The organism is Streptomyces hygroscopicus (assembly GCF_026168105.1).
Taxonomy (GTDB): Bacteria; Actinomycetota; Actinomycetes; order Streptomycetales; family Streptomycetaceae; genus Streptomyces; species Streptomyces hygroscopicus_D.
Map to the genome: position 1 here is coordinate 79,987 of NZ_LBMW01000014.1, position 26,385 is coordinate 106,371.

19 protein-coding genes and 3 pseudogenes are annotated in these 26,385 nt (G+C 71.2%); 15 read left to right on the top strand and 7 right to left on the bottom strand.

The annotated features are described in order from the left end of the window. Positions 1–75: 75 nt before the first annotated feature. A pseudogene (locus AAW14_RS16095) lies at positions 76–276 on the top strand (hypothetical protein); the annotation flags it as partial. 131 nt (positions 277–407) lie between these two features. Here AAW14_RS16095 and AAW14_RS16100 read toward each other — a convergent pair. After that, the gene (locus tag AAW14_RS16100) at positions 408–1,076 is read right to left on the bottom strand and encodes a hypothetical protein (protein ID WP_265564497.1); all 669 of its coding nucleotides are present in this window, start codon (positions 1,074–1,076) and stop codon (positions 408–410) included. A 233-nt stretch (positions 1,077–1,309) separates the two neighbouring features. Here AAW14_RS16100 and AAW14_RS16105 point away from each other — a divergent pair, with 233 nt between their 5' ends. The 5 genes from AAW14_RS16105 to AAW14_RS16125 all read left to right on the top strand — a co-directional run bounded on the left by AAW14_RS16105 (position 1,310) and on the right by AAW14_RS16125 (position 6,201). Next, on the top strand, positions 1,310–1,966 hold the full coding sequence (locus AAW14_RS16105) for a helix-turn-helix domain-containing protein (RefSeq protein ID WP_265564499.1): 657 nt from the start codon (positions 1,310–1,312) through the stop codon (positions 1,964–1,966). A 32-nt stretch (positions 1,967–1,998) separates the two neighbouring features. Then, positions 1,999–2,529 (top strand): toxin-antitoxin system, toxin component, encoded by a 531-nt coding sequence (locus AAW14_RS16110; RefSeq protein WP_265564589.1) that lies wholly within the window; start codon positions 1,999–2,001, stop codon positions 2,527–2,529. 20 nt (positions 2,530–2,549) lie between these two features. Continuing rightward, a complete protein-coding gene (locus tag AAW14_RS16115; RefSeq protein ID WP_265564501.1) occupies positions 2,550–3,758 on the top strand; it encodes an MAB_1171c family putative transporter in 1,209 nt (402 codons plus the stop codon). Beyond that, positions 3,742–5,238 carry an NAD(P)/FAD-dependent oxidoreductase gene (locus AAW14_RS16120; RefSeq protein WP_265564503.1) on the top strand — a complete coding sequence of 499 codons (1,497 nt, stop codon included), beginning with the start codon at positions 3,742–3,744 and terminating at the stop codon, positions 5,236–5,238. Before AAW14_RS16115 ends, AAW14_RS16120 begins: the two co-directional genes overlap by 17 nt. A gap of 741 nt (positions 5,239–5,979) precedes the next feature. Continuing rightward, the gene (locus tag AAW14_RS16125; RefSeq protein ID WP_265564505.1) at positions 5,980–6,201 is read left to right on the top strand and encodes a hypothetical protein; all 222 of its coding nucleotides are present in this window, start codon (positions 5,980–5,982) and stop codon (positions 6,199–6,201) included. Between the two features lie 233 nt (positions 6,202–6,434). Here the strand turns inward: AAW14_RS16125 and AAW14_RS16130 are convergent, their stop codons facing one another. After that, the gene (locus AAW14_RS16130) at positions 6,435–7,118 is read right to left on the bottom strand and encodes a 4'-phosphopantetheinyl transferase family protein (RefSeq protein ID WP_265564506.1); all 684 of its coding nucleotides are present in this window, start codon (positions 7,116–7,118) and stop codon (positions 6,435–6,437) included. After that, complete coding sequence (locus tag AAW14_RS16135; protein ID WP_416223310.1) at positions 7,063–7,986, bottom strand: metallophosphoesterase family protein; 924 nt, start codon at positions 7,984–7,986, stop codon at positions 7,063–7,065. The genes AAW14_RS16130 and AAW14_RS16135 overlap by 56 nt, the downstream gene beginning before the upstream one ends. Positions 7,987–8,298: 312 nt before the next feature. Here AAW14_RS16135 and AAW14_RS16140 point away from each other — a divergent pair, with 312 nt between their 5' ends. Beyond that, complete coding sequence (locus AAW14_RS16140; protein WP_265564508.1) at positions 8,299–9,426, top strand: ATP-grasp domain-containing protein; 1,128 nt, start codon at positions 8,299–8,301, stop codon at positions 9,424–9,426. Between the two features lie 209 nt (positions 9,427–9,635). Continuing rightward, complete coding sequence (locus tag AAW14_RS16145) at positions 9,636–11,321, top strand: carbohydrate binding domain-containing protein (protein WP_265564510.1); 1,686 nt, start codon at positions 9,636–9,638, stop codon at positions 11,319–11,321. A gap of 104 nt (positions 11,322–11,425) precedes the next feature. Here the strand turns inward: AAW14_RS16145 and AAW14_RS16150 are convergent, their stop codons facing one another. Both AAW14_RS16150 and AAW14_RS16155 read right to left on the bottom strand, forming a co-directional pair. Continuing rightward, positions 11,426–12,766: a 6-phospho-beta-glucosidase gene (locus AAW14_RS16150; protein ID WP_265564511.1), complete on the bottom strand. Its 1,341-nt coding sequence runs from the start codon at positions 12,764–12,766 to the stop codon at positions 11,426–11,428. Between the two features lie 130 nt (positions 12,767–12,896). Then, positions 12,897–12,998: pseudogene (locus tag AAW14_RS16155) on the bottom strand (ArsR family transcriptional regulator); the annotation flags it as partial. Positions 12,999–13,036: 38 nt separating this feature from the next. Between AAW14_RS16155 and AAW14_RS16160 the strand changes: the two are divergent. Beyond that, positions 13,037–13,220: pseudogene (locus tag AAW14_RS16160) on the top strand (hypothetical protein); the annotation flags it as partial. Here the strand turns inward: AAW14_RS16160 and AAW14_RS16165 are convergent. After that, on the bottom strand, positions 13,220–15,895 hold the full coding sequence (locus tag AAW14_RS16165; protein WP_265564513.1) for an FAD/NAD(P)-binding protein: 2,676 nt from the start codon (positions 15,893–15,895) through the stop codon (positions 13,220–13,222). The pseudogene AAW14_RS16160 and the gene AAW14_RS16165 overlap by 1 nt on opposite strands. Positions 15,896–16,325: 430 nt before the next feature. On the opposite strand from AAW14_RS16165, the gene AAW14_RS16170 reads away from it, so the two are divergent. Beyond that, positions 16,326–17,729: a glycoside hydrolase family 16 protein gene (locus tag AAW14_RS16170; RefSeq protein ID WP_265564514.1), complete on the top strand. Its 1,404-nt coding sequence runs from the start codon at positions 16,326–16,328 to the stop codon at positions 17,727–17,729. A 142-nt stretch (positions 17,730–17,871) separates the two neighbouring features. Here the strand turns inward: AAW14_RS16170 and AAW14_RS16175 are convergent, their stop codons facing one another. Beyond that, entirely contained in the window at positions 17,872–18,768 is an 897-nt protein-coding gene (locus tag AAW14_RS16175; RefSeq protein ID WP_265564516.1) for a helix-turn-helix domain-containing protein, read from the bottom strand. Positions 18,769–18,914: 146 nt separating this feature from the next. Here AAW14_RS16175 and tkt point away from each other — a divergent pair, with 146 nt between their 5' ends. From tkt to pgi, 5 genes are read left to right on the top strand one after another with little or no spacing between them, the layout of a single operon-like run. Next, the gene (gene tkt / locus AAW14_RS16180; protein WP_265564518.1) at positions 18,915–21,008 is read left to right on the top strand and encodes a transketolase; all 2,094 of its coding nucleotides are present in this window, start codon (positions 18,915–18,917) and stop codon (positions 21,006–21,008) included. A gap of 19 nt (positions 21,009–21,027) precedes the next feature. Next, on the top strand, positions 21,028–22,173 hold the full coding sequence (gene tal, locus AAW14_RS16185) for a transaldolase (protein ID WP_265564521.1): 1,146 nt from the start codon (positions 21,028–21,030) through the stop codon (positions 22,171–22,173). Then, on the top strand, positions 22,170–23,774 hold the full coding sequence (gene zwf, locus AAW14_RS16190; protein ID WP_265564523.1) for a glucose-6-phosphate dehydrogenase: 1,605 nt from the start codon (positions 22,170–22,172) through the stop codon (positions 23,772–23,774). The genes tal and zwf overlap by 4 nt, the downstream gene beginning before the upstream one ends. Continuing rightward, complete coding sequence (opcA, locus tag AAW14_RS16195) at positions 23,771–24,706, top strand: glucose-6-phosphate dehydrogenase assembly protein OpcA (RefSeq protein WP_265564524.1); 936 nt, start codon at positions 23,771–23,773, stop codon at positions 24,704–24,706. Before zwf ends, opcA begins: the two co-directional genes overlap by 4 nt. Beyond that, on the top strand, positions 24,699–26,384 hold the full coding sequence (gene pgi / locus AAW14_RS16200) for a glucose-6-phosphate isomerase (RefSeq protein WP_265564526.1): 1,686 nt from the start codon (positions 24,699–24,701) through the stop codon (positions 26,382–26,384). Before opcA ends, pgi begins: the two co-directional genes overlap by 8 nt. Position 26,385 lies beyond the last annotated feature (1 nt).

Here is a 26,385-nt window from a genome sequence, read left to right on the forward strand (position 1 = left end):
CCGTCGGCCGTGGTGTCGAGGATGCGATCGTCCCCGACGACGAGGTTGTCGTTGTCGAGGAACCGGGCGTGGACAAGGGCGGTGGCCGGCCCGTACGTGGACTACCTCTGCTCCGACGAGTACAGCCTCACGCTGTCGGCGCCCGTGCATCTGGCGACAAGGGGGCCGGACTTCGCGGCCGTCCTGGAGGGGGCGCGGGCGGACACCTGGCGCGGCCTGCGGCTGATTCCGTGCGACGGCGTCCCCCTTGTACTCGTGCCGGCCGTCGGTGGCTGAGCCCGGTCGCCGCACCCCGGACGACGCCACGGACCCGCGGCGACCCGGTCGACAGCCGGTGGCACGCGGACGGCGACGAGCCCCGGCGCCGTCGGTGACCTGAACACCGACGGAGCCGGGGCCCGGGCGGTTCAGTCCTGTGGAGCGGGCACCACGCTCAGGTGGCTCGCCGTGCGCCGGGGGCGGCGCCCGGCGCGTCGGCCGTGCACCGGGCGCCGTGCCTCGCGCAGCACCAGCGTGAGCCGCGAATAACCCATGTCCTGCAGGGTCTTGGGGGTCTCCCCCACCACACGGCAGTCGCTGCCCCAGCGCGGGTCCGGGTGCAGCAGGGGGCGCACCGCCCCGTCGTGCTCCATGGCGTGCGGCCCGACCGCGCGGATCCAGTGCGGCAGGCCCTGCCGGTAAGCGGCCTCCATGATGGGGTCCTGGGCGATGTCCCGGCGGATGGACTGCAGTCCGTGGTCGTGGCCGTGCCGCTCCACCGCCGCGGCGAAGTGCGCCAGCATCGGCAGGCACCAGCTCGACTCGTGCTCGCCGAGGACGAGGCCCGCGTCGGGGTGGAAGAGGACGAACCGCAGGAAGTTGTCCCCCGGCATGGCCGTCGGATGCGGTCCGACTCCGTGGAACAGCGCGTCGAACGCGGTGTTGGTCAGGACGACGTCCCAGCGGTGGTCGAAGACCACGGACGGGAAGGGGACGCCTTCGAGGAGCGTTGCGTAGTCCTGTAAATACGCCCGTGCTTCCGGACTTTTGGGGACGGGCCGCGGCTGCGACCGCTGCCCTCCTGCCTGAAACGCCATCGGGAGGTCACCCCTCTTGCCCTTGCGGCCTTCACGCGGCGCCCCGATCCTGCTGCCCCGATCGAGCGGTGTCAACTATCGTGGCATTTACCGCCGGTTGACGGCCGAATCTCGCCACAGTTGTGGCGAGACCTGGATGTGCGTTCGAGAGAACAGCTAATCTCCGGATGGTTCCGGACGACCATGAGAACGATCTGTGAGAACGATCCGAGAGAGACGTAGGAGACCTGTCGGTGACGGATGGCTTCGAGGTTCCGCGCGCCACGGCGACGGGTCTGCTGCCGGCCGTCGTGGCCCGTGTCACCGCCCTTGCCGACCGGCTGGGCGTGCCGCACGAGGAGATCTTCGACGTCCCGCGCCTGTCGGTCGCATCCGGTGTCCCGGAGCCGGTGGTCAAAGCCCTGCTGAGCGGGGTGCCCGCCGGGGAGCCGGATCTTCAGGCGCGCTTCCTGCAGCGACTCGACCTGCTGCGGCGCACCCGGCTGAAACCCAACGGGCGCCGGTACACGCAGCAGGAGATCGCCGACGGCGCGGGCATGTCGCGCCAGCAGGCGGGTGCCCTCATCAACGGCGACCGCCGCCCCACGATGGAGCACTGCGACGCCATTCAGCGCTTCTTCAGGGTGCATGCCGGATTCTTCTCGGCCGAGGACCCCGAGGCACTCGCGAACGCCCTCCAGCGCTCCGAGCAGGAGCTCCTCCAACAGCTCGCCGACCGTGAGCGGGAGGCGGCCGAGGCCGCCGTCGACCCGCTGGAGCGTCTGCTGCAGGACCACGGCGTGCGCGGTATCGCCTGGCGGGCGGCCCAGCTGCCCACCGACCAGCACCGCGACAAGGTCGCGGAGTGGCTGGACATGCTCCTGGAGAGCGTCAAGCGGCCCGAGTCCTGATCCGGGGGAGAAACATGGGCATGGGAAGGGAAATGCGCCGTCTGTGCGGCGAGTTGGTCGCGGAGCTCTCGCTTCAGGCGCCGGCACAGCCGAGTGATCTGTACGCCGCGCTGTGCGACTGCATGAGCAGGCGGCGCGGCCGCCCCGTCCAGTTCCGTACGGCCGCCTTCCCGCCCGGCACGGCGAGCGGACTCTGGCTCGACATGGCCGACCAGGACCTCGTCGTCGTCGAGGAACGCACCGCCCCCGACCACCAGCTGGTGATTCTCGGCCACGAACTGTGGCACATGAACGCCGGGCACCACGGTCACCATGTGGAGGGCGCAGCGGTCGCGGCCCGTCTGCTGAGCGACACCACCGATCTGCAGGCGACCGTCCACAAGGTCGCCGCCCGTACGCACTTCGACCTCGCCGACGAGAAGGAGGCCGAGAGCTTCGGCCTGCTGCTGGCCAGCAAGTGCCGTACGTGGCTGGCCGGTTCGTCGCTGCGCGGGCCGGTCAAGCGGGACGACCTGGCAGGGCGCATCGAGGCCTCGCTCGGGTACCGCGGGCCGCAGGGCTGAGGGGCGAAGACGCCGACACCATGGATGGATCCAGCTACTACATTCCGGCTGCCGCGATGGGGTTGGCGCTCACGGTCAAAGCGCCCGCGCTGAGCCGTTCCTGGCGCGACCCGCTGCTGCGGTCGGTGTGCGCGCTGCTCTCACTGGCCGGGCTGGTGTTCTTCTTCGCCGCGCCCCCGACGATCGCCGAGGTCAACGACATCACGGGCATCGGCAACGTCTCGGCCCCGCTGGTGTACTGCCTGCTGAGCGCCTTCAGCGCGTCGTGTCTGGTGCTCGTGGTCAACTGGCGCGGCGGCCCGCCAGAGGAGACCCGCCGCACCACCCGGCGGATCATCGCCGGGTACGGCGTGGTGGTGGCCGCCCTGATCATGCTGTTCACGCTCGGCCACGCTCCGGTGGAGCGACTGGTCGACTTCGACACGTACTACGCCCGCACCCCGTACATGCGCGAGATGATCGTGCTGTACCTCGCGGCCCTTACCGTCGCCGGCGTCGCGATGAACTTCATGTGCGGCCGCTGGGCCCTCCAGGTGCGCGGCTGGCTCCGGGCCGGACTACTGATCATCGTGATCGGCTATCTGTTCAACCTCGCTTATCTGACAACCAAGTTCACCGCCGTCATCGCGCGCTGGAACGGCCATGACCTGGACTATCTGAGCAGCGACGCGGCACCCGTACTGGCCTCCGTCGGAGCACAGGTCAGCGCGGTCGGCTTCTGCCTCCCGCTGGCCTGCCGGCGCGTCGGGGACAGCTGGACCTCGTGGTCGACCTACCGCCGGCTCGGGCCGCTGTGGCACGAGCTGCGGCCCGTGTCCTGTGTTGCGGACCGCGGGGTGCGGATCTCCTGGTGGTCACCGGTCGAACTGCAGGTGACACAGCGCGAGTCCGACATCCACGACGGCATGCTCAGCCTGTACCCCTACTTCGACCCAGCGGTGCGCTCCCGCGCCTACGCCGCCGCCGTGGCGGCGGGATCCTCCCCCGCACGGGCAGGGGCCGAGGCCGACGCGGCGATGGTGGCGGTGGCCGTACGGGCGAGGGCCGCCGATCCGGAAGGCAGGGTGATCAGTTCGGCGGCGGCCGACGATGCACCCGCCGCGTCCCCCGAGGGTCCCCGGGACCTCGTACGGATGTCGATCGCCCTGCGTCACTCACCCGTCGTCGCGGCCGCCCGGGAGTCGGCCGGGACCAGGCCAGGAAGCGACTTCCATGAGCGAACCCGCTAGCACCTCCCCGGGTGCAGCACCCCGTAGAGCCGTCGTCATCGGCGGTGGCATGGCCGGCATGCTGGCCGCCGCGGCGCTGAGCACGTACGCCGACGTCACCGTCGTCGAGCGGGACGTGCTGCCCGACGGACCCGAGCCGCGGAAGGGACTCCCACAGGCCCGGCACGTGCATGTGATCTGGTCCGGGGGCGCCCGCGCCATGGAGGAGCTGCTGCCGGGGGTGACCGACGCGTGGCTGGCGGCGGGCGCCCGGCGGATCCCGCTGCCGACGGGACTCGTGTCGATGCAGCCGCGGGGCTGGTTCCGGCGCTGGCCCGAGATGCAGTTCATGATCGCGTGCAGTCGTGACCTGCTCGACTGGGTGGTGCGCGAGCGGGTCACCAAGCACGAGCGCGTAACCGTGCTGCAGCGCACCGAACTGCTCTCCCTGGAGGGCGGCGCGGCTCGGGTGACGGGCGTACGCGTGCGCACGCCCGACGGCGAGGAGCGGGCGCTGCCTGCCGACCTGGTCGTCGACGCGGCCGGGCGCGGTTCCTGCGCATCGGTCTGGCTTGAGGCGATCGGTGTGCCCGCGGCGCCGCTGGAGGAGGTGGATTCCGGACTCGTCTACTCGAGCCGAATCTTCCGGGCGCCTCCGGACACGGAGGAGTTCCCTCTGGTGAACGTGCAGTCGGACGCGACGGTGCCGGTTCCGGGACGGACCACGACCATCGAGCCCATCGAGGGCGGACGGTGGCTGGTGACGCTCTCCGGCACCCGGGGCGGCGAACCGCCCGCTTCCGCCGCGGAGTTCGAGACCTTCGCACGCGAGAGCGTCCGGCATTCCGTGGTGGGCGAGCTGATCGCTCACGCGGAGCCGCTGTCCGACCCGGTCGTCACCCGCAGCACGGTCAATCGCCGCCGGTTCTACGAGAAGGTGAAGGGCTGGCCCGAAGGGTTCATGGCGCTCGGTGACTCGGTGGCCACGTACAACCCGGTCTACGGGCACGGAATCTCGGTGGCCGCGCAGGGCGCGCTGGCGCTGGGCGAACTGGTGGCAGAGCACGGGCTGACGGCGCCGGGGCTCGCGCGGCGGGCGCAGCGGGCGGTGGCTCGTCCGGTGGCGACGGCCTGGGAGTTGGCGACCAGCACCGACATCCACTACCCGTTCGCGATCGGCAAGGCCCCGGGCCCAGCGAACCGCCTCCTCGGTGCCTACGTCAACCGGCTGATGCTCACGGCGACCGGGCGCCCGCTGGTGGCCCGGGCGTTCTTCGACGTGGTCACCCTGTCGAAGCCCGTCAGCGAACTGCTGCGACCGGCCGTGGCGATCGCGGTGCTTCGCGGCCCACGCCGACCGCTCCTCACGGCTCCGCCCCTGACCGGAGCGGAGTGGGAGGCGGTCACCGGCACGACGCAGGGAGGGGAGGTCCCGGGGGCCCGGGGACGCACGGCCGGGGCTTCCCCGACCGGCAATGCCGCGCGCTCCGGCACGTCCTGACGACACGGCACGAGCGGTCCTCTCGCCCCGACGGGCAAGGAGAGGGAGGCCCCGACGCACGCCTGGAGGGCGAGGAGCCGTGCGATGACGCCCACAGGACTCTCGGGGCCGACCTGGCCGGCGGGACTGGGGTCGTCGCACGGATGAGCGTCGCCACTGCGTTGCGGTCGCCCAGGATCAGCATCGTGGGCATGCCCTCGGTAGGACAGCAGCGGTCGAGCACGGTCCACGACGGCCCGCGCCAGTCGTCCGCGGCCCGCAGGGGTGCGGATGGACACGCTGCGGGAGGGCGTCCGGAAGGGCGCCCAGGAGGGTCGGCAACTCCGCGGCCCCAGGCCCGGATCGTTGTCCCGCGGCCTCATCAGGCGGAAGGGTAGGCCCACTTGGGGGCGTAGGCCGGGCAGACGGACGGTGGAGAAACCCAGGTGCACCCGAAAGAGGAGGACGGCCCGAAGCTCCGGGCCGTCCTCCCGGCTCACTCGCCCGGCGCCGGCGGATGTGGGTCCTGCGGGCGAGGCCGGGGAGCACCTCGGCCCAGGTCACCGACGAGTCCCCGATGCCTTTCGCTTCCGCTGAGCGGGCGAACCCGCGGGCACCCGAGCCGGATTGTCAGTGGCGGACGGCAAGCTGGAGGTGCGCCACCGGTGCGGGCGGACGACAGTCCGCGGACCGCGGGGCGCATGCCAAGCACATGCCACCGCGCGACACCCGTCGCACGGCCGACCCGGGAAGGGCCAACAGATGCCGACCGCCGTACTGACCGACCATCAACGCGCCGCCGTCCAGGCCTATCTGCGCCTCCTCCACACCGTACGAGCAGCCTTCGACGGCCCGCCGGACGCGCAACGACCACCCGTGGTCCCGACCGCTGCCCTGGCCGAGGCCGACCGGGCCCTGGCGGATGCGGGACTGGCGGGCACCGAGGAGGAGTTCTTCCGGCTGTGCGGACAGTGGTGCCCCTAGTGGGTGTCCGACGACTCTCCTCGGCGTGGCGCGCCGCGTCCGGTGCAGGGGCATCTCCCAGCGGTGGGCTGGGCGCATGGCACGGCGGAGAACCTCCCGCGTACGGGGCGTAGGCGGGTGATCCGGCAACGCGGCGAGGTGAACGCACCAGGCGTCGTGCGGCGCACGGCGGGAATGGGCCAGGCGGCGTGCGCACGGCGGGAATGCGCCGGGCCCCGCCTGGCGGGAACCCTTCAGGGGCGGGGTACGACGACGGCCGTCGCGGCCAGCCCCCGCTGCACGATCCAGCGGCCGTCGAACGCCTCGATGCGACGGCCCTGCACCAGCGGGCCGGGCACGAGGAGTTGCGCCCGGAAGCCGCCGGCGACATCCGTGGGGGCGCCCGGGGCGATCTCTATGTCCGCCTCGAGGAAGTCCAGCCACTTCCCGGTCAGGGGGAACCACGCCTTGTAGACGGACTCCTTGGCGCTGAACAGCAGCCGGTCCCAGTGGACGGAGGGATGGCTGTGGGCGAGGCCTCGCAGCCGCGTCTGCTCGGTGGGCAGGGCGACCGCCTCCAGGACGCCCTCGGGCAGTTGGTCGTGGGGTTCCGCGTCGATGCCGAGCGAGACGAGTTCTCCGGAGCGGACCAGCGCCGCGGCGCAGTAACCCGCGCAGTGCGTCATGCTGCCGATCAGCCCGTCCGGCCAGCGCGGTGCGCCGCGCTCGCCGGGCAGGACGGGCCCCGGCGGCACACCGAGCTTCTCCATGGCCTGCCGCGCGCAGGCCCGTACGGCCGTGAATTCCCTGCGCCGCTTCTCGACGGCCTGCGCTATGACCGCCTCTTCCTCGGGGTAGAGGGGGTCGCCGTCGCCGAGGGCGTCACCGCCGTGCGCCTCCACGACCGCGACCGACCCCGGGAGCAGCTCCTCGATCACCTGCTTGGACCTCCATCGGCAGAATGCGGCGCAGCCTCCCCGGCGGCTCGGCGCGCGGGCGCCATTCCCGGGGGTAGCCCACCGACACCTCTTCGAAGCGGACGCCCTCGTGGTGAGTGGTCCGCGGAATGTGCAGATGACCGTAGACCATGCACGCGACCCGGAAGCGGCGGTGCCAGTCGGCGGTCATCGTGGTGCCGCACCACATCGCGAACTCGGGGTAGCGCAGGACGGCCGTGGGGTGCCGGTCGAGCGGATAGTGGTTCACCAGCACCGTGGAGAGATCGCCTGGGATCTCCTGCAGTCTGCGCTCGGTCTCGGCGACCCGGGCCCGGCACCACGCCTCGCGGCTCGGATAGGGGTCGGAGTGCAGCAGGAACTCGTCGGTGCACACGATCCCGGTGCCGCGCGCGTACTCCAGCCCCTGCTCCTTGGTCGTACAGCCCTCCGGCAGGAACGAGTAGTCGTAGAGCAGGAACAGCGGCGCGACGACCACCGGGCCGCCCGGCCCCTGCCAGAGCGGGTAGGGGTCCTCGGGCGTGGTCACGCCCAGCTCCCGGCACAGGGCGACCAGGTGCTCGTACCGCTCGACACCGCGAAGGGTGACGGTGTCCTTCTGGTGGGTCCACAGCTCATGGTTGCCGGGGGCCCAGATGACCTTGCGGAAGCGTCGGGCGAGCAGTTCAAGGGCCCAGCGGATGTCGGCGACCGTCTCGGCCACGTCACCGGCGACCAGCAGCCAGTCCTCGTCCGACGTGGGGCGCATGCGCTCGACGAGGGCGCGGTTCTCCGGGTATCCGATGTGGAGGTCGCTGATGGCGAGCAGTCGTCCACGGCCGTCCGTCGACTCCACACTCGCCCCTTTCATGAACCGGATGGGACCACAAGAACACATCGGACGGCCGACGGACAAGAGCGACCCGCGGCAGGGGCACGGGTACCTCGGAAGGCAGCCGAAACCGCGGCGCGATCACCTCGGACTCCACCTGTGGCGGGTGCACACGGGCCGGGGGAATCCGTTACACGCGCGTAGCAGTGGAAGCACCACGGAGGGCCTATGATCGCCCCAACACATCCGCCACGGACGGTCGTCCACGTACGGCGGTCTGGTGTACCTCCCCCTCCCCTGGCCGGGCACGGCCCGCTCCGCCCTGCCCGCACACCGTGAAAGGCGGCCTGAATGGTCTCTCGCGTACGCGTCTGGCTCAACCGCACGTACGCGGAGAACGTGTTCTTCATGGATCAGCTGCGGAGAAATCCCAGCGACCGGGCCGTCGAGATCCATGCCACGCACGGCGACCCCGACTCGCCCGTGCTGGCCGCGGCGGACACCGCCGAACTGGAGCCGGAGGGCCTGTCCCCGGCCGCGTACGTCGAATACGCCCTGGACCAGTGCGCGCGCCGGGGCATCGATGTGTTCGTGCCCCGCGAGCACCAGGAGGCGATCGTCGCGCACCGCGCCGAGTTCGAGGCTGCCGGTACGGCACTGCTGGCGCCGTCCGCCGAGGCGGCGGCGCTCTTCCGGGACAAGGCGACGGCATACCAGGCCGCACAGTCGATCGGGGTCCCGGTGCCGCCGTGGCGGCGGGTCACGACCGAGGACGAACTCACCAGCGCCGTCGAGGAGTTGGAGGCCGACGGGCACAAGGCGTGCTTCAAGCCGGCTGCGGGTGCGGGCGGCGTCGGCTTCCGGGTCATCACGCGTGCCCCGTTCTCACTCGTACATCTGAACGGTTTCCCGGGCCCTTACGTGCCGCTGGATCTGGTCGTCCAGGCGGTGCGCGAGGCCGGCGAGCCGGTCGACTGGCTGGTGATGCCGCGGCTGGAGGAGCCCGAGGTGTCGGTCGACTGTCTGACCGGTCCCGACAACCGGATCCGTATGGCGGTGGGCCGCACGAAGAACGGCCGCCGCCGGGGCTTCACGCTGCACGAACAGTGGCTGGAGCCGGCCAGGCGGCTCGCGGAGGGCTTCGGTCTGCACCACCTCTCCAACATCCAGTTCCGCATGTACGGCGAAGAGCCGGTGCTCCTGGACGTCAACACCCGCCCGGCGGGCGGGCTGCACCAGCTGTCGCTCTGCGGGATCAACGCGCCGTGGGCGGCGCTGCGGTTGGCTCTCGGCGAGGATCCGGGCGAGGTTGCCCCGCCGTTCCTGGGGACGGATTACACGGTGGTGTCGGGGCCGCGGCCCGTTCGCTCCGTTTCGCTGCCGCAGCAAAGGGTTGACGAGGCGGATCAGGCGTCGGTGTTGTCCGCGGTTCCGGTCGGCTCCGTCGGGGTGGGAGCGGCGGAGGTCCTGCCCCTGTAGGACGTCCGCCGAGAGCGGGTTGTTCGTGTCCTGCCGCGCCCACGCGCCAGATCCGCACCCTGCCACGGCCCGCGCCCGGGAAGGGACGCGGTCTGGACCAATTGTGGTGTGACACCTTGACAGCCCGATTGGTCCATACCAACTTGGGTTGCGCACCCTTCTGCACTCCCCAGCACTCCCGAACCCCCCATCCCCATCAGGGAGATCGCGTGCGCACACTCCTCAGACGTTCCAGACGTGCCTTCTTCGCACTCGTCGGCTCCGGCGCTCTCGCCCTGGCCGGGGCGGTAGCCCTCCCCGGGACCGCCCACGCGGCCAACATCCTGTCCAATCCGGGCTTGGAGTCGGGCAGCCTCTCACCCTGGTCCTGCACCGGCAATCTGGGCTCGGTCGTCTCCAGCCCCGTCCACGGAGGCTCCAAGGCCCTTGCGGCGGCGCCCAGTTCGAGCGACGACGCGCAGTGCAGCCAGACCGTCCCGGTCCAGCCCAACACCGCGTACACCCTCAGCGGCTGGGTCCGCGGCAGCTACGTGTACCTCGGCGTGAGCGGCGGCGCCTCCACCTGGACGACATCCCCGTCGGCGTACAGCCGGCTGTCGGTGTCCTTCACGACCGGTGCCTCGCAGACCAGCGCCACGATCTATGTCCACGGCTGGTATGCGCAGGGCACCTACTACGCGGACGACATCAGCCTCGACGGGCCGGGCGGCGGTGGCGGCTCGGACACCCAGCCGCCGACCGCACCGGCGAACCTGGCCTCCACCGGCAAGACCTCCTCGAGCGTCTCGCTGTCGTGGTCGGCCGCGACGGACAACGTCGGAGTGACGGCGTACGACATCTACAGCGGCTCCAACCAGGTGCTCAGCGTCTCCGGCACATCCGCGACGGTCGGCGGGCTCGCGCCGAGCACGAGCTACACCTTCACCGTCAAGGCGCGCGATGCGGCCGGCAACGTTTCGGCGGCCTCCAACGCGGTCACCGTCACGACCGACGCGGGCAGCGGCGGCGGCTCCGGCTTCAAACAGGCCGCGCCCTACCTCTACCTCGGCTGGGGCGACCCGCCGAGCGCGACCTCGGTGATGAGCTCCACCGGCATCAAGGCGTACACGATGGCGTTCATGCTGGACTCCGGTGGCTGCACACCCGCCTGGGACGGCAACCGGCCGCTTACCGGCGGCACCGACCAGACCGTCATCAACCAGATCCGCTCCGCGGGCGGTGACGTCGTCCCGTCGTTCGGCGGCTGGCAGGGCAGCAAGCTCGGCGCCAACTGCTCCTCGGCGAGCGCGCTCGCCGGGGCCCTGCAGAAGGTGATCGACGCCTACGGCCTCAAGGCCGTAGACATGGACATCGAGAACACGGACGAGTTCGAGAACGAGGCCGTGCAGGCCAAGATCCTTACCGCGCTGAGGACCGTCAAGGCGAACAACCCGGGGCTGCGGACCATCGTCACCTTCGGCACCTCGACGACCGGCCCCACGTACTACGGCAACCGCCTGATCGAGCAGGCGCAGTCGCTGAACGCGGGCATCGACGTCTTCACCATCATGCCGTTCGACTTCGGCGGCGGCTCCGACATGTACGGCAACACCGTGAACGCCGCCGAGGGCCTGAAGGCCAAGCTGAAGTCCACGTTCGGCTGGGACGACGCGACGGCCTACTCCCACATCGGCATCTCCGGCATGAACGGCCTGTCCGACCAGCAGGAGAACACCACCCCGGCGATCTGGACCCAGATCCGCGACTGGGCCAACTCGCACCACATCGCCCGCCTGGCCTTCTGGGCGGTCAACCGCGACCGGCCGTGCGCGGGCGGCGGCGTGGTGAGCAACTGCTCCGGCATCAGCCAGAACAACTGGCAGTTCACGTCCATCACGGCCGGGTTCACCGGCTGAGCGTGAGTGTGGGGGTGCCCGAGGAGCCGGGCACCCCCGACACCCTGGGAAACGGCCCGGCCCACGGCGTCGGCAGCGGCCCCCGCGAAACCCCCGCCAGGCGCTTACTCGAGATAGGCCAGGCCGGGGTGGACCGAGGTGTAGGCGCCGACCAGCCTGCGGGCCACGTTCACGGAGTCGACGAGCGGGTGCAGCGCGAAGGCCTTCACCGCGGTCGCACGGGAGCCGGACTCGGCCGCGGACAGCACCTCGCGCTCGACCGCCTTGACCGCACACACCAGGCCGGTCGCGTGATCCGGGAGCGGGTCGGCGGCGAACGGGTGCGCGCCGTTGGCGTCGACCAGACAGGGCACCTCGATGACCGCCTCGGCGTCGAGAACCGAGAGCGTGGTGCGGTTGCGGACGTTGAGGATCAGCGTCGTGCGCTCGTCACGGGCGATGGCCCGCATCAGGGCGAGGGCCACCTTCTCGTACCCCCCGGAGAGGTCGTCGGCGTCGCGTTCTCCGGCGCCCGCCGTCTCCCGGTTCTCGGCCATGTACGTGGCCTCCCGCTCGGCCCGCGTGCGGTTCCAGACCTCCAGGGCCGCGACGTCCGGGCGCCTGACCTCCTCGTAGAACCGTGACTGCTGGTCGCGCAGGAAGGCGCCGCGGGTCTTCCCGGCCTCGCGGTAGGCGCGGACGGCTTCGCGGTTGAAGTAGTAGTAGTGCAGATACTCGTTCGGGATCGCCCCAAGCGACCGGAGCCAGTCGACGCCGAACAGCTTGCCCTCCTCGAACGAGCCGAGCAGGTCGGGGTCGGCGAGCAGCCGCGGCAGTTCGTCACGGCCCCCGACGCGCAGGCCGCGCACCCAGCCCAGGTGGTTGAGTCCCACGTAGTCGATGAAGGCCTCGCGCGGGTCCGCGACGCCGAGCACGCGGGCGATACGGCGGCCGAGGCCGACCGGGGAGTCGCAGATGCCGATGACGCGGTCGCCGAGGTGACGGGACATGGCCTCGGTGACGAGACCCGCCGGGTTGGTGAAGTTGATGACCCAGGCGTCCGGAGCCAGCCGGGCCACCCGCCGCGCGATCTCGACGGCGACGGGCACGGTCCGCAGGCCGTAGGCGATGCCGCCCGCCCCGACGGTCTCCTGGCCGAGGACGCCCTCCTCGAGCGCCACCCGCTCGTCGTTCGCGCGCCCCTCCAGACCGCCGACGCGGATCGCGGAGAAGACGAAGTCGGCGCCGCGCAGCGCCTCGTCGAGGCCGGTCGTGGCGGTCACCTCGGGCGCGTCGGGCACACCCGCCGCCTGCTCGGCCAGCACCCGGGTCACCGCCGACAGCCGCTCCGCGTCCGGATCGTGCAGCACGACACGGGTGACCCGGCCCTCGGCGCGGTCCCCGAGGAGCGCTCCGTGGACGAGCGGCACCCGGAATCCGCCGCCGCCCAGAATCGTCAGCTTCACGTCTGCACCTTTCCTGCCACGATCACCTCGACGCCGCCTCTTCCAGGCAGGACCGGGTCGCAGGGTCGGCCGGCGCCCCGGGGCGCACGCCGCACTGGCGTCCATTTCCGGTACGCCCTCCCAGGCGACCTCGGCGCAGGGCGCCCGGCTGCTGGGAGGGGTCGGTAACGGCCGCGGGGCCGCCGGAGCGCAGAGCCCGCGGGATGAGCCGATGTCGTCGTTCCGCCAGCACGCCGTGAACACTACTCGTCATTTTCAAAGGTGTGGATCAACGGCAACGGCACACTCGCCGATCACTGGGCCGCCATCGAGTCCACCCCCCGTCTTCAGGGCGGCTTCATCCGGGAGTTCTGGGACCACGGAATTCTCCAGCGTGTGAGCGACGGAAGACCGGCCGGCCGGGCACGGTGGCGTCGGGCGGTACGACAGCGGTGTCACCGCGCCCGGCGTCCGTCAGCGCGGGAGGGCGGCCAGCATCCGCCGGTCCCTGGGGGCCGGTTTGCGGTCCAGCCGGGAGTCCAGCAGCCTGCGCGCCGCGTCACAGCGGCCGTCGGCGACCAGGGCGTACAGCAGCGTCTCCTCGACCACCTCGCGCTGGGCGGCGCTCCCGCCGACCTTGCGCAGCACGGGCAGGAGGGCGTCGAGCCCCCGGGCCGCCTCGTGGAAGCGTTCCTCGACGAGCGCGGCGAACGCCTCGCACAGCGGGACGATGACCTCGCGCTGTACCGAGTCGGCGCCCGCCGCATGGTCGCGCAGCCGGCGCAGCGCGGCCGTATCGCCCGCCGCGGCGAGGGCGACGGCCGCATGCAGCGCGGTGAACGCGGTCGCGGGCCGTTCCACGACCTCCCGGGCGACCGAATCGAGCACGTCCGTGGCGGGCACCTGGCCCGGCCAGCTGCCGCTCAGCCGCGCCCGCCACAGCAGCGACCCCGAGTCGACCAGCGCGCGCACCCCGGACACACGTCCCGGTGCCAGATGCGCGAACCATCGCCTGCGGACGGCGGCCGGATCGTCCAACGCCAGTTCGTGCAGTGCGATGTGCCAGGAGAAGTGCGCCCGGTGGACCGCGCCGCGCCCCTGACCCGACACCCACGCGTCGAGCCAGTCACGGCCCGACTCATGGACGCCGCACTCGTAGTGGACATGGGCGAGCGCGTGCACGGCATGCCCGGAGGCGGGCTCGGCGGCCAGGGCCCGGTGGGCGAGTTCGCCGGCCTCGTGGAAGCGGCCCTGCCCCTGGCGCAGGAAGGCGAGCAGCGAGGTGTGGAACCAGTGGCCGTCGTACGCGGGCGAGGTGCGCTCCACCAGCTGCAGCGCGTAGGCGTCGTCGAGATCGCTCACACCCGAGAAGGCGATCGTGGGCACGGCGGCGGCCAGCGCGAGCGCGTCGCCCGGATGAGCGTCGAGGTGGCCGAGCAGGGCGGTCCCGTCCGCGTCGGTCCCGTGTACTCGGCAGGTGACGACGTCCACGAAGGAGCGCTCGCGGTCGTCGGCCCGCTCACGCGCGGACCGCTGTGCCTCCGCGAGGGCCCGGGGTACGTCGACTTCGGCGCCGCACTCATGGCCGAGCAGCGCGAGCGCGGCGTGTCCCAGGGCGAAGCCGGGGTCGAGCGCAACCGCCCGCCGGAAGGCGTCCTCCGCACCGGCCCTGACCTTGAGGACCCGGTCGAGTCCGGTGCGGTAGGCGGCGGCCGCGTCGGCGTGGGTGGACAGGGCGAGGCCGTGCCCGTCGACGGGGCGACGGCGGCTGCGACGCACCGGCGGAGTGAGCGGGGCCAGCAACTCCCGGGCCAGCGCGGCCGCCTGCACCCGGATCTCGGGAACGGCGGTGGTCTCCCAGAGCTCGCCGCGGCGCGGGGCACCGAGCGTGAAGAGCGGCCGGGCGGCCCGGCCGTGGGCGTCGAGGAGCCGTCCGTCCCGGGTCGCCACGCCCATGCCGAGGGGGCCTGCGACGGCGGCTCCGGCGTCCACGAGCGCATGCCACAGGGGGTCGTCGAGATGACGGCCGGGGCCGGTGCAGTCGATGACCCAGCCGGCGCGGAGGGTACGGCCGTCGGCGAGGACGACGGCCACCGTGCCGTCCGGCTCGGTGCGGGCCTCGGCGATGCGGCCGGAGTGCACCCGCAGCCGCCGGGACGCCCGCACCCGGGCCAGCGCCTCCGCCGTGGCGGGCGCCATACGATGCCGGTGCGTGTTCCACAGCGCACCGTCCCGCTCCAGGAACTCGGCTCGCTCGCCGGGGGTCAGACTCCCCCACAGCTGAGCCGTGTGCGGACGCAGGCTGTCCAGCGCGGGGCGCCAGTCGCCGTGACGGCGCAACGCCCGCCCTGCGTGGCGGTAGACGGCCCGCCGCAGCTCGGCCAGGGAGGCCCCGGTCAGCCCCTCCGGCGGGGGCATCGACCCCGCCGGGTGCAGGGCGTGCGGTTGCGGGAGCAGACCGCCCCGGGACACGGCGTGCAGCACGCGGCCCGGACGGTCGAGGGTCAGGGCCAGGTCGACGGCGGTCAGCCCCGTACCGACGAGCAGCACATCGGCGGTGTCGGCAAGGGGCCCGTCCAGCGCGCCCGGCACCCAGGGCGCGGCCACGAACCGCGGTGACGTCCGCAGCGCGGACGGAGCCCAGGCGCCGCTGCCGGGGGCGGGCCCGGTGGCGAGCACCGCGCTGTCCGCCGACAGGCGCCCGCCGTCCGCGAGCCGCACCTCCACCCGCCCGTCGGCGGCGTCCGCACAGCTCTCCGCCCGTGCCCGCACCCGCCGCACCCGTACCACTCCGTGGGCGCGGACGATGGCCTGGCCGAGGGTGTCGGCGAGGTAGGCGCCGAATCGGTAGCGGGTGATGAAGTCGTCCGCGGTGACGGTGGGTTCGCCATGGCGGCACAGCCAGCGGGTGAGGTGACCGGGGTCGTCGGGGTAACAACTCATTCCGCCGGCAGGCACGTTGAGCCGGTGCCGGGGGTCGGGGGTGGCGTATGCGGTGCCACGTCCGGCCTCCGGCGCCGGGTCGATGAGGACGAGGTCGAGGGGCGCTCGGCGGCGCGCGGCCGTCTCGCACACCTGGATCGCGGTGAGTGCGCCGGCCGCGCCCGCACCGACGATGGCCAGCGTGTGCCGCGTGCGGGCTGGAATCACATGTACCTCCGCCGATCGTTGGGTCCGGGGCAGGTCGCGACGCCCGTTCCTACTGTGTTCATCATCGGCGGTACCAGGACAACCGTCGTTCAGGCCGTCTCTCAGCGTGTCTTCAAAGGAATCCCAGGCCGCGCCCCTTCCGATTCAAAGAATCAACCCATACAGCGGACGCTGGACGCAGTACACGGCGACGGCCGCCCGAGCGCCGGGTGGCTCCGCGGAGACGGTGTCGAACGGCGGTCCGCACACTCACTTCGGCATCTGAACTCCCGTCCACCGCAAGGAGTTTTTCGGCTTTACCTCTTGACGGCGGAAGTGACAGAGAGCACATTGGCCGCGCTGCCTGAGAGCGCTCTCACGTCCATCCGCGCAGTACCACCGCTCTCCTGGGCCCCCGCACACCCCCACTCCGTACGCGAAGAGGCTCCCCATGAAGGTCACTTCCGGCATACCCGCGAGACGCGGGCCACTCCGGCGCGTCCTGGTCGCCGTGCTCGGCACGATGGGTCTGGCCGTGGCGGCCGCCACGGCCGCCACCCTGCCCGCGAACGCCTCGGCACCCACACCCCCCTCCGGCTGGACCCAGGTCTTCCTGGACGACTTCAACGGCGCGGCCGGCTCCGCCGTCAACACGGCCGACTGGCAGTACGACACCGGCACCAGCTATCCGGGCGGCGCCGCCAACTGGGGCACCGGTGAGGTCGAGACAATGTCCTCCAGCACCGGCAACGTCTCGCTCGACGGCAACGGCAATCTCCTCATCACCCCGCGCCGTGACGCGTCCGGCAACTGGACCTCGGGTCGCATCGAGACCACTCGCACCGACTTCCAGCCCCCGGCCGGCGGGAAGCTGCGCGTCCAGGCGCGGATACAGATGCCCGATGTCACCGGCGCCGCAGCCAAGGGCTACTGGCCCGCGTTCTGGATGCTGGGCGCGCCCTACCGGGGCAACTACCAGAACTGGCCGAGCGTCGGCGAGCTGGACGTCATGGAGAACGTCCAGGGCCTCAACACCGACTGGGCCACCATGCACTGCGGCACCAACCCGGGCGGCCCCTGCAACGAGACGTCCGGCATCGGCAACTCCACACCGTGTACGGGCACCACGTGCCAGGCCGGCTTCCACACCTACGCGGTGGAGTGGGACAGGTCGACGAGCCCCGAGGAGATCCGCTTCTACCTCGACGGCGTCAACTTCCATACGGTGAAGGCGAACCAGGTCGACGCGACGACCTGGGCGAACGCCACCGGTCACGGATTCTTCATCATCCTGAACGTGGCCATGGGCGGCGGCTTCCCGGGCGCGTTCGGCGGCGGCCCCGACAGCGGCACCGAGCCGGGCCACCCCATGGTGGTCGACTACGTGCAGGTGCTCCAGTCGTCGGGGGGTGGGAGCGGTACCACACCTCCGCCGTCGGGCAATCGGGACGCCTACGGCCCGATCCAGGCCGAGTCCTACGACAGCCAGTCCGGCGTGGTCCCCGAGCCGACCACGGACACCGGCGGCGGCCAGGACGTCGGCTCCCTCGCGAACGGCGACTGGGCCCTCTACAAGGGCGTCGACTTCGGGTCGAGTCCGGCCACGCAGTTCTACGGAAGGGTCGCGAGCGGTGCGGCCGGCGGCGTCAGCGGACTGGTCGAGGTGCGCCTGGACAGCCGTACGAACGCACCGATCGGCAGCTTCGCGGTGGCCAACACGGGAGGCTGGCAGAGCTGGAGAACGGTCCCGGCGAACATCACCTCCGTCACCGGCACGCATGACGTCTACCTCACCTTCACCAGCGGCCAGCCCGCCGACTTCGTCAACGTGAACTGGTTCGATTTCGGTCACTGACCCCACGGGCACATCCGGCGGCGCCGGGAGGTCGACCTGCACGGGTCAACCCCTGGCGTCGCCGTCATGAGCGCAAACAGGCACCGCGGCACGGGCCTTGAGGCCGCCGTGGCCGGTCGGGGGCGCGCCGCGGCGCGGCCGCCTACCGCAGTTCCGCGCGGAACACCACCGGTGTCTGCCCGGTGTGAAGCTGGAAGAACTTCGAGAAGTTCGCCGGGTCGGGGAAGCCGACGGCGGCGCCGACGCGGCCTATCGGCAGTTCCGTGTGCGCGAGCAGCCGCCGGGCCTCCAGGATCACACGCTTGTCGATGAAGCCCTTGGGCGTCTCGCCGGTGGCGGCACGAACGGCGCGGACGAGGGTGCGGCGCGAGTAGCCGAGAGCGTCGGCGTACGCGCTGACACTGTGATTGGTCGCGAAGTCCTTCTCGACGGCGTCCCGGAACCGGGTGAACGTGGTGTCGGCCTGCCCCCGCTCCGCCTCGGCCGAGCCGGCTGCCAGATGCGCGAGCCGCAGCAGGAATGCGGTCAGGGTGTGGCGCAACACCGCCGTGTGCAGGCTCAGGGGCAGGGTGTCCGTGTCCTCGTACTCGCTCCGCAGATGGGCCAGGGCCGTCCGCAGCCCGGCGAGTTGGGCCGGATCGGGGTGCAGCAGCGGCGACAGGTCGTAGCTGTACAGGCCCGTGGCCTCCACCGTGGCGCGTGGCAGAAATCCGGGCTGCATGGTCAGCACGGTGCCGCGGTACTCGCTCGTCCGGGAGAAGCGGTGCACCTGGCCGGGCCGGATCCACAACAGGTCGCCGGCGGTCGTCCGGTACTCGGCGAAATCCACCATGTGTGTCACGGGGCCGCCGGTGAAGAGCATCACCACATGGAAGTCGATGCGGTGGACGCGGTCCAGCGGAGCATCCCGGTGCCAAGTGCGGTCGCTTCCCATGGGCCCGATCTGCATGCCGACGCCGCAGACGCTCAGGTCGACCGGGAAGGGGTACGTCCTGATCTCATCGCCGCCTTGCGCGTTTCTGTCCGCCATATCCGCCATGTCCGTCTCACGCCACCCCGGCCCCGCTGCCGCTGTCCCACTTTCACCGAAGGCTGACACAGGGGCACCTTCCCCAGCAAAAGTCAGACTTTTAGTTTTGACGACGTTCCGCCAGTGATTCCGCATCCAGTGAGGACTTCCTGAAGATGAGTGCCCCGAGCACCGACGGATTCGAATGGACCGAACTCGACCGGCGGGCCGTCGACACCGCCCGCGTTCTGGCGGCCGACGCCGTGCAGAAGGTGGGCAACGGCCACCCGGGCGCCGCGATGAGCCTGGCCCCCGCGGCATACACGATCTTTCAAAAGGTGATGCGACACGATCCCGCCGATCCCGAGTGGACCGGCCGCGATCGCTTCGTCCTCTCCCCCGGTCATACCTCGCTGACCCTCTACACCCAGCTCTTCCTCGCCGGATACGAGCTGGAGCTGGACGATCTGAGGGCCTTCCGCACGCCCGGCTCGAAGACGCCGGGCCACCCGGAGTACGGTCACACCGCCGGCGTCGAGACCACCACGGGACCGCTCGGCCAGGGCGTCGCCAACGCGGTCGGCATGGCGATGGCCGCCCGTTACGAGCGAGGACTGTTCGACCCGGACTCCCCCGAGGGCAGTTCCCCCTTCGACCACACGATCTGGGCGATCGTCTCCGACGGCGATCTGGAGGAGGGCATCTCCGCCGAGGCGTCCTCGCTCGCCGGCCACCAGAAGCTCGGAAACCTCGTCTTCCTCTACGACGACAACCACATCTCCATCGAGGGCGACACCGCGACGGCCTTCTCCGAGGATGTGCTGAAGCGGTACGAGGCCTACGGCTGGCACATCCAGCGCATCGAGCCCGCCGAGAACGGTGACATCGACGTCCACGCGCTGTACGCGGCGCTCAGGGCGGCGCGGGCCGAGACCGGCCGCCCCTCGATCATCGCCATGCGCACGATCATCGCCTGGCCCGCCCCGAACGCACAGAACACCGAGGCCGCACACGGCTCGGCGCTCGGCGCGGACGAGGTCGCGGCCACCAAGCGGGTCCTCGGCTTCGACCCCGAGCAGACCTTCGAGGTCGCGGACGACGTACTCGCCCACACCCGCGGGGCCCTCGAGCGCGGCGCCGAGGCGCATGCCGACTGGGACAAGCGGATCGCCGAGTGGCGCACCGCGCAGCCGGAGCGCGCCAACCTGTTCGACCGCGTCGTGGCCGGCCGGCTGCCGCAGGGCTGGGAGCAGGCGCTGCCGGTCTTCGAGGAGGGCGCGTCCGTCGCCACGCGTGCCGCCTCCGGCAAGGTGCTGCAGGCGCTGGGTGCGGTCATCCCCGAGCTGTGGGGCGGCTCCGCCGACCTGGCCGGGTCGAACAACACGACCATCGACAAGAACAGTTCCTTCCTGCCGCAGGGCAACCCGTTGCCGGAGGCGGACCCGTACGGCCGTACGGTCCACTTCGGCATCCGCGAGCACGCGATGGCCGCGGCGATGAACGGCATCGCACTGCACGGCAACACCCGCATCTACGGCGGCACCTTCCTGGTCTTCTCCGACTACATGCGCAACGCCGTCCGGCTGTCGGCCCTCATGCGGCTCCCCGTCACCCATGTGTGGACCCACGACTCCATCGGCCTCGGCGAGGACGGTCCCACCCACCAGCCCGTCGAGCACCTGGCCTCGCTGCGCGCGATCCCGGGCCTGAACGTCGTCCGCCCGGCCGACGCCAACGAGACCGCGATCGCCTGGGCCGAGATCCTCAGGCGGCACTCCACCGACCCGGGCCCGCACGGCCTCGCGCTCACCCGCCAGGGCGTGCCGGTCTACGCCCCGAACCCCGAGGCGGCGAAGGGCGGTTACATCCTGCAGGAGTCCTCCACCGGGACTGCGGACGTCATCCTTCTCGCCACCGGCTCCGAGGTGCAGCTCGCCGTCGCCGCGCGGAAGCGGCTGGAGTCCGAGGGCGTGGGCACCCGGGTGGTGTCGATGCCGTCCGTGGAGTGGTTCGAGGAGCAGCCCGCCGAGTACCGCGAGCGCGTCCTTCCGCCGTCCGTGAAGGCCCGCGTGGCGGTCGAGGCGGGCATCGCCCTGACCTGGTACCGGTACGTCGGTGAGAACGGACGCATCGTCTCCCTCGAGCACTTCGGCGCCTCCGCCGACGCCAGGACCCTGTTCGCCGAGTACGGCTTCACCGCCGAGCACGTGGCCGCCGCGGCCCGGGCCGTGCTCACTTCGACCACGGGCCCGTCCGCCGTACGCGGTTGATCCGATCGCCAGAAAGAAGATGATCACAGTGACTGAACCGTCCGCAGCCGCGGATCCCCTCGAGCGCCTGTCCGACGCGGGCGTCTCGGTCTGGCTGGACGACCTGTCCCGCAAGCGGGTCGCCTCCGGGAACCTCGCCGAACTCGTCCGCACCAAGCACGTGGTGGGCGTGACCACCAACCCGTCGATCTTCCAGGCGGCGATCGGTTCCGGGGAAGGCTACGAGGAGCAGCTGGCCGACCTGGCGGTGCGGGGCGTGACGGTCGAGGAGGCCGTCCGCATGATGACCACCGCCGACGTACGCGACGCCGCCGACGTCCTGCGGCCCGTGTACGACGCGACGGTCGGCCGCGACGGCCGGGTCTCCATCGAGGTCGACCCGAGGCTCGCCCATCGCACCCGGGCGACGATCGCCGAGGCCAGGCAGCTCGCCTGGTTGGTCGACCGCCCCAATGTCATGATCAAGATCCCGGCGACCGAGGCCGGTCTTCCGGCCATCACCGAGGTCGTCGGACGGGGCATCAGCGTCAATGTCACGCTGATCTTCTCGCTGGAGCGCTACCGCGCGGTCATGGACGCCTACCTCGCCGGCCTGGAGAAGGCCGCGGCCGCCGGGCTGGACCTGTCCGCCATCCACTCCGTCGCCTCCTTCTTCGTCTCCCGTGTCGACACCGAGATCGACGGGCGGCTGACGAAGCTCGGCACGGACGAGGCCCTCGCCCTCAAGGGCAGGGCGGCCCTGGCGAACGCCCGGCTCGCGTACGAGGCCTACGAGGAGGTCTTCGCCGGGGAGCGCTGGCTCGCCCTCGAGCGGGCCGGGGCCAACAGGCAGCGGCCGCTGTGGGCCTCGACCGGCGTGAAGGACCCGGCGTACAAGGACACGCTGTACGTCGACGAGCTGGTCGCGCCGGGCACGGTCAACACCATGCCGGAGGCCACCCTCGACGCCACCGCCAGGGGCGGCGACATCCGCGGCGACACGGTGACCGATGGCTACGCTCAGGCCCGCGCCGACCTCTCGGCCGTGGAGCGGCTCGGGATCTCCTACGACGAGGTCGTGAAGCAGTTGGAGGACGAGGGCGTCGCCAAGTTCGAGGCGGCCTGGCAGGACCTGCTGGACGCCGTGGCGACGTCGCTGAAGAACAAGGGAGGTGCCGGGGAATGAGCACGGAGCGTCCTGAGGAGACGGTTCGGGAAGTCACGCAGGCCGAGGCCGAGAAGGCCGGTGAGACCCAGCGGCCCAATGGCTGGGTCAACCCCCTGCGCGACCAGCGCGACCGCCGACTTCCCCGTATCGCGGGCCCTTCCGGCCTGGTCATCTTCGGCGTCACGGGCGACCTGTCCCGCAAGAAGCTGATGCCGGCCGTGTACGACCTGGCCAACCGCGGTCTGCTGCCGCCGGGCTTCTCGCTCGTCGGATTCGCCCGGCGCGACTGGGCCGACCAGGACTTCGCGGAGGTGGTGCACGAAGCCGTGCGCGAGCACAGCCGGACGCCGTTCCGCGAGGAGGTGTGGCAGCAGCTCGCCGAGGGCATGCGGTTCATCCCGGGCACGTTCGACGACGACGAGGCCTTCGAGCAACTGCGCTCCTCCGTCGAGGAGTTGAACGTGACCCGCGGCACCGGCGGCAACTACGCGTTCTACCTCTCCGTGCCGCCGAAGTTCTTCCCGCAGGTCGTCCAGCAGCTCAAGAAGCATGGGCTCGCCAAGGCGGCGGAAGGCTCCTGGCGGCGCGCCGTCATCGAGAAGCCCTTCGGCCACGACCTGGAGAGCGCACGCGAGCTGAACGCCATCGTGCACGACGTGTTCGAGCCGGACCAGGTCTTCCGCATCGACCACTACCTGGGCAAGGAGACCGTCCAGAACATCCTGGCGCTGCGCTTCGCCAACCAGATGTACGAGCCGATCTGGAACCGGTCGTACGTCGACCACGTCCAGATCACCATGGCCGAGGACATCGGCATCGGCGGCCGGGCGGGCTACTACGACGGCATCGGCGCCGCCCGGGACGTCATCCAGAACCACCTCCTGCAACTGCTGGCCTTCACGGCGATGGAGGAGCCGATCGCCTTCGACGCCGAGGCATTGGCCACCGAGAAGCTGAAGGTCCTGAAGTCGGCGAAGCTGCCGGAGGACCTCGGCGTGCACACCGTGCGCGGACAGTACGCGGCCGGCTGGCAGGGCGGCGAGAAGGTGGTCGGCTACCTCGAGGAGGAGGGCATCGACCCCGGTTCCACCACGGACACCTACGCCGCGATCAAGATGGAGCTCGACAACCGGCGCTGGGCGGGCGTCCCCTTCTACCTGCGCACGGGCAAGCGCCTGGCCCGCCGGGTCACGGAGATCGCGGTCGTCTTCCAGCGGGCGCCGCACTCCCCCTTCGACTCCACGGCCACCGAGGAACTCGGCGAGAACGCGATCGTCATCCGGGTGCAGCCCGACGAGGGTATGACGGTGCGCTTCGGTTCCAAGGTGCCGGGTACCTCGATGGAGATCCGGGACGTCACGATGGACTTCGCCTACGGCGAGTCGTTCACCGAGTCCAGCCCGGAGGCGTACGAACGGCTGATCCTGGACGTACTACTGGGCGACGCCAACCTCTTCCCCCGCCCCGAGGAGGTGGAGGCGTCCTGGAAGATCCTCGACCCGATCGAGGAGTTCTGGGCCACGCAGGGCAAGCCCGCACAGTACGCCGCGGGCACCTGGGGTCCGGAAGAAGCCGACGAGATGCTCGCACGAGACGGACGGAGCTGGCGCAGGCCATGAAGATCGACCTGACCGACACCACGTCAAGCCTGATCAACAAGGCGCTGGTGCAGGGCCGCCGCGCCCTCGGCACCCCCGCCGTGGGCATGGTCCTGACGATGATCATCGTGACGGACGAGGAGAACGCGTACGACTCGATCAAGGCGGCCGAGGAAGCCTCGCACGAGCACCCCTCGCGCACCCTGGTCGTCATCAAGCGGCACGCACGCACCCTGCGCGACCGTACGCGCTCGCACCTGGACGCGGAGGTCCGGGTGGGCGCGGACGCCGGTACCGGCGAGACGGTCGTCCTGCGCCTGTACGGCGAGGTGTCCGACCATGCGGACTCGGTGGTGCTGCCGCTGCTGCTGCCCGACGCACCCGTCGTCGTGTGGTGGCCGGTGGACATGCCGGACAACCCGTCCGGCGATCCGCTGGGTGCCCTCGCCCAGCGCCGGATCACCGACCTGTACGCCGTCGAGGACCCGCTGGCCGCGCTGGAGACCAGGGCCTCCTCGTACGCTCCGGGCGACACGGATCTCGCCTGGACCCGGCTGACCCCCTGGCGTTCGATGCTGGCCGCCGCCCTCGACCAGGCCCGGGCGAAGGTGACCTCGGCCGCCGTCGAGAGCGAGGCCGAGAACCCGAGCGCCGAGCTGCTGGCCCGCTGGCTGGAGAGCCGCCTGAAGGTGCCCGTCGAGCGGGTCGTCAGCGGCGGCCCGGTCGTCACGGCCGTCCGGCTGGGCACCGCGAACGGCGAGATCGTCATCGACCGCCCCGAGGGCCCGATGGCCACGCTCACCCTGCCCGGCCAGCCGCCGCGCAGCATGGCGCTCAAGGTGCGCCCCACCTCCGAACTGATCGCGGAGGAGCTGCGCCGCCTCGACGCGGACGAGATGTACGCCATCGCCCTGCGCAGCAAGGGCGTCAAGGAGAAGGCCAGTCATGTCTGACCGCCCCAGGCTCACCCGCCGCCCCCAATGGACGGCCCTGGAGGACCATCGCGCCGGAGCCATGCTCCACCCGAGCCTGCGCGAGCTCTTCGACCACGACCCCGGAAGGGCGCGGCGGTACACCGTGCGCGTCGGCGACCTGCTCATCGACTACTCCAAGCACCTGATCACCGACGAGACCCTCGCCCTCCTCCAGGAACTGGCCTCCGCCACCGGCGTGTTCGGACTCAGGGACGCCATGTTCCGCGGCGAGAGGATCAACGTCACCGAGAACCGGGCCGTCCTGCACACCGCACTCCGCGCCCCGCGGAACGCCGTGGTCGAGGTCGACGGTGAGAACGTGGTGCCGAAGGTGCACGCGGTGCTCGACAAGATGACCGCCTTCGCGAACCGCGTCCGCTCGGGCGAGTGGACCGGCCACACGGGCAGGCGGATCCGCAACGTCGTCAACATCGGCATCGGCGGATCCGACCTCGGCCCGGCGATGGCGTACGAGGCGCTGCGCGCCTGCACCGACCCTTCGCTGACCTTCCGCTTCGTCTCCAACGTGGACGGCGCGGACCTGCACGAGGCGGTACGGGATCTCGACCCGGCGGAGACGCTGTTCATCGTCGCCTCGAAGACCTTCACCACCATCGAGACCATCACCAACGCGACCTCGGCCAGGTCCTGGCTCCTGAAGGGGCTGGACGAGGGGGGCACCTCCCGCTCGAGCGAAGCCGGGAGCGGCGGAGAGAAGGCGGTCGCCAGGCACTTCGTGGCGCTGTCGACGAACGCCGGCAAGGTCGCCGAGTTCGGCATCGACCCGGACAACATGTTCGAGTTCTGGGACTGGGTCGGCGGCCGGTACTCGTACGACTCGGCGATCGGCCTGTCGCTGATGATCGCCATCGGCCCGGAGCGGTTCCGGGAGATGCTCGACGGTTTCCGGATTGTCGACGAGCACTTCCTCGGCGCCCCGGCGGAGGCCAACGCCCCACTCATTCTGGGCCTGTTGGGCATCTGGTACGGCGACTTCTTCGACGCCCAGTCGCACGCGGTGCTGCCGTACTCGCACTACCTGTCCAAATTCACCGCCTACCTTCAGCAGCTGGACATGGAGTCCAACGGCAAGTCCGTGGACCGCGAGGGCAAGCCGGTGGAGTGGGGGACCGGCCCGGTGGTGTGGGGCACGCCCGGCACCAACGGCCAGCACGCCTACTACCAGTTGCTGCACCAGGGCACCAGGCTGATCCCGGCCGACCTGATCGGCTTCGCCAACCCGGTCGATGAGCTGAGCGACGAACTCAAGGCCCAGCACGACCTGTTGACGGCCAACCTGTTCGCCCAAGGCCAGGCCCTCGCCTTCGGAAAGACCGCCGAGGAGGTCCGGGCGGAGGGTGTGCCCGAGGAGCAGGTGCCGCACCGCACCTTCAAGGGCAACCACCCCACCACCACGATCCTGGCCACCGGGCTGACCCCGTCCGTCCTCGGCCAGCTCGTGGCTCTCTACGAGCACAAGGTGTTCGTCCAGGGCGCGGTCTGGAACATCGACTCCTTCGACCAGTGGGGCGTCGAACTCGGCAAGGTCCTCGCCAAGCGCGTCGAACCCGCCCTGACCGAGGGAGCCGAGATCCCCGGTCTCGATACGTCCACCGCCGCCCTCGTGGCCGCGTACCGCAAGCTGAGGAAGAAGTGAC

Coding starts and splice junctions, on each gene's coding strand:
- AAW14_RS16100 (WP_265564497.1), bottom strand. CDS start 1,076: ATGGCGTTTCAGGCAGGAGGGCAGCGGTCGCAGCCGCGGCCCGTCCCC.
- AAW14_RS16110 (WP_265564589.1), top strand. CDS start 1,999: ATGCGCCGTCTGTGCGGCGAGTTGGTCGCGGAGCTCTCGCTTCAGGCG.
- AAW14_RS16115 (WP_265564501.1), top strand. CDS start 2,550: ATGGATGGATCCAGCTACTACATTCCGGCTGCCGCGATGGGGTTGGCG.
- AAW14_RS16120 (WP_265564503.1), top strand. CDS start 3,742: ATGAGCGAACCCGCTAGCACCTCCCCGGGTGCAGCACCCCGTAGAGCC.
- AAW14_RS16125 (WP_265564505.1), top strand. CDS start 5,980: ATGCCGACCGCCGTACTGACCGACCATCAACGCGCCGCCGTCCAGGCC.
- AAW14_RS16135 (WP_416223310.1), bottom strand. CDS start 7,986: ATGAAAGGGGCGAGTGTGGAGTCGACGGACGGCCGTGGACGACTGCTC.
- AAW14_RS16140 (WP_265564508.1), top strand. CDS start 8,299: ATGGTCTCTCGCGTACGCGTCTGGCTCAACCGCACGTACGCGGAGAAC.
- AAW14_RS16170 (WP_265564514.1), top strand. CDS start 16,326: ATGAAGGTCACTTCCGGCATACCCGCGAGACGCGGGCCACTCCGGCGC.
- AAW14_RS16175 (WP_265564516.1), bottom strand. CDS start 18,768: ATGGCGGATATGGCGGACAGAAACGCGCAAGGCGGCGATGAGATCAGG.
- tkt (WP_265564518.1), top strand. CDS start 18,915: ATGAGTGCCCCGAGCACCGACGGATTCGAATGGACCGAACTCGACCGG.
- tal (WP_265564521.1), top strand. CDS start 21,028: ATGATCACAGTGACTGAACCGTCCGCAGCCGCGGATCCCCTCGAGCGC.
- zwf (WP_265564523.1), top strand. CDS start 22,170: ATGAGCACGGAGCGTCCTGAGGAGACGGTTCGGGAAGTCACGCAGGCC.
- opcA (WP_265564524.1), top strand. CDS start 23,771: ATGAAGATCGACCTGACCGACACCACGTCAAGCCTGATCAACAAGGCG.
- pgi (WP_265564526.1), top strand. CDS start 24,699: ATGTCTGACCGCCCCAGGCTCACCCGCCGCCCCCAATGGACGGCCCTG.